At 49.3% G+C, this 501-nt stretch carries 1 protein-coding gene; it reads right to left on the bottom strand.

The window, feature by feature from the left end; genetic code table 11:
• Positions 1 to 20: 20 nt before the first annotated feature.
• Positions 21 to 501, bottom strand: a 481-nt coding sequence (locus tag E1189_RS00475; protein WP_230459846.1) for a hypothetical protein, incomplete at its 5' end; no start/stop codon positions are given.

Genomic DNA, 501 nt, shown 5'->3' with positions numbered 1-501 from the left:
GTTGAGGGGGAAGGTTGTTATCAATGAGGTACTTCACGTGTGGCAATCCTTTGCTCAAACATTACTGCGGCTTTGACTGCAGCAGGATCAATTTCATAAAGCCCGGCCACCAGTCTGGTGTCTTCATCTTCGGCAAGCCAGCTTTGATGAAGAACCTCAGTGGCAATGCCTGCATCAGCCACAATCGGGCGACCAAAGGAGAACTGTGGGTCGAGTACGATGCTCCTGTTCTTGACGAGTGGATACCAGCGCAACGCACTGTTGTTATTGCTGTCGTATTCAATGCCGGAATAGAGTGAAGGTTTGATTATCTTTTTGAAAACCTGCTGCTTTCTGACAAGATCAATCAGGTTTTCATTTCCTTCATCGTCGACCATGGCGAATACGCTGCGCCCATCGGTCTGGAAACGCTTGCAGGTGAAGGGGTATTTCTGATTGAACATGTCACGGGCGCTTTCAGCAGCAGCACGGATTGCCTGTAATGGAACACCATGCTTCCTG

This window comes from Parendozoicomonas verongulae (assembly GCF_009711465.1).
Lineage (GTDB): Bacteria > Pseudomonadota > Gammaproteobacteria > Pseudomonadales > Endozoicomonadaceae > Sansalvadorimonas > Sansalvadorimonas verongulae.
This window is presented reverse-complemented; position numbering and strand designations above follow the sequence as displayed.